The sequence below is a fragment of the Desulfofundulus sp. genome, from assembly GCF_049701015.1.
GTDB lineage: Bacteria > Bacillota > Desulfotomaculia > Desulfotomaculales > Desulfovirgulaceae > Desulfofundulus.
Genome location: NZ_JBNATZ010000202.1, coordinates 1 through 4,540 on the forward strand (window position 1 = coordinate 1; position 4,540 = coordinate 4,540).

The following is a 4,540-nucleotide window of genomic DNA, read 5'->3' on the forward strand; positions in this document are numbered from 1 at the left end:
GGGCGGGATGAAAGCACCTTTTTGCCGGGAAACAAGTGTTCCCGGCAAAAAGATTTGGTATACTTAACTTGCCATGGAAACGAAGAAAACCAGGTACGCACACTACAACATCAACTATCACTTCGTCTGGATACCTAAGTACCGGAGAAGGATCCTGGTTGGAAAATTCTGCTTCCGTCGTTGGTTGACCGCCATTACCTGGCTGTCCTCAACCCGGTTGATTCCGCGCCAAGGTTCTTGTTCACGAGGCGGAGCGGTTGTTATGCATAGTGGCTTCCTTCATAACAAAAAATAAGTTAAACACCAGAAGGGAGCTGATACCTATGTTTTATCATCGAAAAGATGAATTGACACCAACTACTCCAGACAATACTATAATCTTTCGCAACCGGGACAATTCCAACGGTTCGCTTGATGTGAGCTTATTCTCAGAGAGGGGCGCTGGTCCCCGACTCTCACACCACCCCATCAACCCAGATTACCAATATTACGGCGAAGTCCACCCGGAAACGGCTGAGAAAATTGTCATCCGCCGGGCCACCTGCCGTGAGGAATTGACCTGGTCTTTTTCCCCTAAGTCAAGAAAAAACCCTGTCGAGAGGTATCTGGTCGACAGGGTTTATCTTAGTTAACAGAAAAGCGCATCCGCTCTGCCACACCCGCGTTAATAGCACCCGCAGTAAACTTCGTAATAGCCCCTGGGGTGTTCGCACGCCGGGCAGACCTCGGGCGGTTCCGTACCTTCGTGCAGGTAGCCGCAGTTGCGGCAGCGCCAGGTCACCTTCCGGTCACGCTTAAAGACCCTGCCCTGCTCCAGGTTTGCGATAAGCTCCCTGAACCGCTCCTCGTGTCCCACCTCGGCCCTGGCGATAGCCCGGAAAACAGCGGCAATTTCCGGAAAGCCCTCCTCTTCTGCCACACGCGCGAATTCGGGGTACATCTGGATGTGTTCGTGGTTTTCTCCGGCTGCCGCACTCTTTAAGTTGGTGAGGGTGTCGCCAATGACGCCCGACGGGAAAGCGGCGGTTATTTCCACCTCACCGCCCTCCAGAAACTTGAACAGGCGCTTGGCGTGCTCCTTCTCATTATCGGCAGTTTCCAAAAAAATGGCCGCAATTTGCTCATAACCCTCTCTTTTGGCCTGGCTGGCAAAATATGTGTAACGGTTCCTGGCCTGGGATTCCCCTGCAAACGCTGTGACAAGGTTCTTCTCCGTACGGCTTCCCTTAAGACTTTTCATTCCTTAAAACCTCCTTACCGTTGGAATGTGACCCCATTGTCCTTGGGAATATGGGACCATAGTTCCGATTTTGGATGGAAAATGGAGTATGTATTCCTCCCCTAAGCCAAACCCAATGTTTTTTTCAGGTGATCCAAACCCACCCGAGCTGCGAAAGCACTGAACCGCTCGCCCTTCCTGCCTTCTTGCCGGTAAATCTCCAGGATCCGTTCAAAAAGCCGGATCACTTCATCCGCTGTCACTTTTTCCACTAGCACCTCGCCAATCCGGGGTACCGCTCCCGCGCTTCCGCCAACTACCACCGTGAAACCATCCTTCTTGCCGAAAGCCCCAAAATCCCGTACCCATGCCTCACTACAATTCATGGGACAACCGGAGATACCCACCTTCATCTTGCCCGGCAGGTCCCGTCCCCCGAACTGTTCCTCCAGTTTCATACCCAGTCCGAGAGAATCCTGCTGGGCCAACCGGCAGGCCGCCGTACCCGGACAGGCTCGAACGCTCCTGAGGTACGGACCGACCGCCGGGGCCGGTTCCAAGCCCAATTCGTCCCAGACTGCCTCCACTTCTTCCTCCTTGAGCCCCACCAGAGCAATCCGTCCCGCGAAGGTAAGCTTCATCACCGGGATCTTGTATTTGCGTGCTACCGCTGCCAGCCGCTCGAGAATTTCAGGCGTCACGATTCCTCCACGAATCCACGGTACAATAGCATAGGTCTGGCCGTCCCGTTGCAAAACTGCGCCCCTCGGCATAAATTTCTACCTCCCAAAACCCTTTATTCTAAAAATTCGTATTGCGACAGTCGCACTTCTTGACAGGTTCAGTCGTCCATGGCTGAAGTGACAATACCGCCTTTGACTCAGAACCCCCAGTACCTATTTTTTACATGCGGGACAGAGGCCATAGAAATCAACGGTAAAGATTTCAACCCAAAAACCTTCTATGTCTGCGGGAAGAGTTAAAGCTGACAGATCGACGGGTAGATCGTAAACCCTGCCGCATTTGCGGCAAAGAAAATGATTATGAGGTTTGGGATTCGGATCAAAACGCTTCCGTTCAGGGTCAATAGTAAGCTCCTGGACTTCCCCCTCCTTTCGAAGCACTTCCAGCGTTCCGTATACGGTAGCCATGGAAAGAGAGGGCAGGTGCGGCTTGAGCTCCCGGAAAATCTCCTCCGCCGAAGGGTGAGAAGTATTTCCCTCCAGAAATTCCAAAATAGCCAGCCGCTGCGGGGTGGCACGAAGTCCGAAGCGTTTGAGCTTTTCGGCGAGTACCGGTATGTGTTTCTTTTTTCCCTTATGGTCGCCTCGTTCCATGGCCCTTTTTCCCGACGGAATCTGTTTGAAATCATTCCAAATTTGAATTCATTACAAATTATAATTGATGGCCCGATCGCTGTCAAGCTTATTTTTCTGCGGGCATCCATCAAAGTATGCCAACCTCAAACATCCTTAATTATGCCTTCTATCTCTTCCTGGCCCGCCATGACAAATTCGGCCACCGTGCCCAGGTTCAGTTCCCCCCTGCCGGCGGCATCCAAAAGCCGGGAGAGGAAGTCCTGCAGGAAAAGATTCAACCGCTTGTACAATCGCTGCCGCCCGACGCCGGGTAGTACGGAAGGCCCCCCGCCACCAGCGGTTATAATTTCGCAGTCAACGCCGGAGCCTCCATTGCCCTTGCCACCGCAGCAGCTTATCTTCGGCCCCCTGGCGGTGTACATATCTTCGCCTCCGGTAATATCCAGCACCCGCCGAGCCACAGCACCCATCACCCGGGCCACCGCTTCCGCCCGCACGTCGGCAATGGTATATTCCCCCTCATGGGCGGTGAACCCCACAGCTCTCAACTGACCCCGGGCCAGCATCTGGTTGTAGGCCGGAGTACCCCGCAGGACGACCTGGCGGTGAAAAAACAGGTGGGCGGTGGTGGAAGGGCAGTCCAGCAACTCCATGCGCTTTAAAAAATCCAGGTTTTCCCGGATTTCCTCCAGCGTGGTGCCGGGATCGAAATTAATGAAGCCCAGGGAAATGTTGAGGCCCAGCTGGCGCAGGATAACAATAGCCCTTTCATTCTGTGCCACGGTAGTACCCTTTTGAAAACGGTCCAGGGCGCTTTGGGAACCGCTTTCCACCCCCAGGAACACATCCCGCAACCCGGCCTCCACCAGTCCGGCGAACACCTCCTCATCCACATCGGATGACCGGCATTCCAGGCCGAAAACCAGGGGGAAGTCCCGCCACTTCAAAAGTCGGGCCAGTTCCAGGGCGCGCTGCCGCCCCCTTTCCCCGGGGCCGAAAAAGTTGGCGTCGGCAAAGTAAAAAGAGGGGTTGCCGGTGGCCTTGTACACCTCATCAATTTCAGCCACGATATTCTCCGGGCTGCGCCCCCGCCAGACCGTACCGGGTCCGTAAAAGGAATTGAGGTAGCAAAAGGTGCAGCGGCCAAAACAGCCGCGACTGCCCAGGATGTAGTTGTGCGTGTTGCGCCGGCCGGCCAGCTCCGGAGAAGGCTGCAGAGGGAAAGGCAGGGCATCCAGGTCGGTGATGGCACTGCGTGGGGGATTTTGCACCGGACCTCTTTCGCCGCTCACGACCAGCCCTACAGTATCCTGCCAGAACCCTTCGTCCAGGCCTGCCAGGCGGCGGGCCAGATCCGTGAGGGTGAACTCCGGTTCCCCCAGGACCACCGAATCCACAAAGGGGAACTGCTGCAACAGCGGTTCCCAGGCAAAGGTGGGGTAATGGCCGTAGAGATTGAGGTGAATGTGCGGTTTTTCTTCTTTCACGGCCCGCAACATGGCCATTATTTCAGCCGTCCGTCCCCAGAGGAATTTTAAGTGCACACCCAGCAAATCAAAGTGTTCAGCCAGCAGCTGTTCCCTGGTCTGAGCCACGTCCAGGCCGGCCAGGTCCGCATCCATAACGGTTACGTCCAATCCGGCCTGCTTTAAACAGGCCCCGGCATAACCTGTAAGCAGGCAGGCAGACAGGGGGGCGTTGACCACCAGGTCGTCGGTAAAAGGATCGGTCAACAGGGGTGGGTTGAGGAGCAAAACCCGCATGGCAGGTCACCTCGCCAAGAAGTAATCTGTAAGTATTCAGAGTAATCATAGTCCGGGCATTACAGTTAATCCAGCAACAAGAGACCCACCCGGGGGCAGGGTTCGTCCGGTTCCCGGGCCGGGGTTAGATTCAGGCCGTTGCTGCGTGCCGTCTGGAAGACATCGATGCCGCAGGCCTCCAGAGAAGGGCGGGCCTCCACGGGACGGCGGCACGCCCCCTCTGTATTGCACTCTTCACA

At 55.3% G+C, this 4,540-nt stretch carries 5 protein-coding genes and 1 pseudogene; 1 reads left to right on the forward strand and 5 read right to left on the reverse strand.

Annotated features, from left to right (window positions below; translation table 11 throughout):
* Nucleotides 1-73: 73 nt before the first annotated feature.
* Nucleotides 74-166: pseudogene (locus ACPLUI_RS11340) on the forward strand (transposase); the annotation flags it as partial.
* A 498-nt stretch (nt 167-664) separates the two neighbouring features.
* Here ACPLUI_RS11340 and rbr read toward each other — a convergent pair.
* From rbr to ACPLUI_RS11365, 5 genes are all read right to left on the reverse strand, one after another.
* Complete coding sequence (rbr, locus tag ACPLUI_RS11345; RefSeq protein WP_424660371.1) at nt 665-1,240, reverse strand: rubrerythrin; 576 nt, start codon at nt 1,238-1,240, stop codon at nt 665-667.
* A gap of 101 nt (nt 1,241-1,341) precedes the next feature.
* A complete protein-coding gene (locus tag ACPLUI_RS11350) occupies nt 1,342-1,992 on the reverse strand; it encodes an NAD(P)/FAD-dependent oxidoreductase (RefSeq protein ID WP_424660372.1) in 651 nt (216 codons plus the stop codon).
* A 123-nt stretch (nt 1,993-2,115) separates the two neighbouring features.
* Nucleotides 2,116-2,556: a Fur family transcriptional regulator gene (locus ACPLUI_RS11355; RefSeq protein WP_424660373.1), complete on the reverse strand. Its 441-nt coding sequence runs from the start codon at nt 2,554-2,556 to the stop codon at nt 2,116-2,118.
* A gap of 125 nt (nt 2,557-2,681) precedes the next feature.
* Nucleotides 2,682-4,301, reverse strand: a complete 1,620-nt coding sequence (locus ACPLUI_RS11360) for a B12-binding domain-containing radical SAM protein (RefSeq protein ID WP_424660374.1) — start codon at nt 4,299-4,301, stop codon at nt 2,682-2,684.
* A gap of 65 nt (nt 4,302-4,366) precedes the next feature.
* Nucleotides 4,367-4,540 (reverse strand): DUF2284 domain-containing protein (locus ACPLUI_RS11365; protein ID WP_424660375.1); only part of this gene is annotated, 174 nt, incomplete at its 5' end.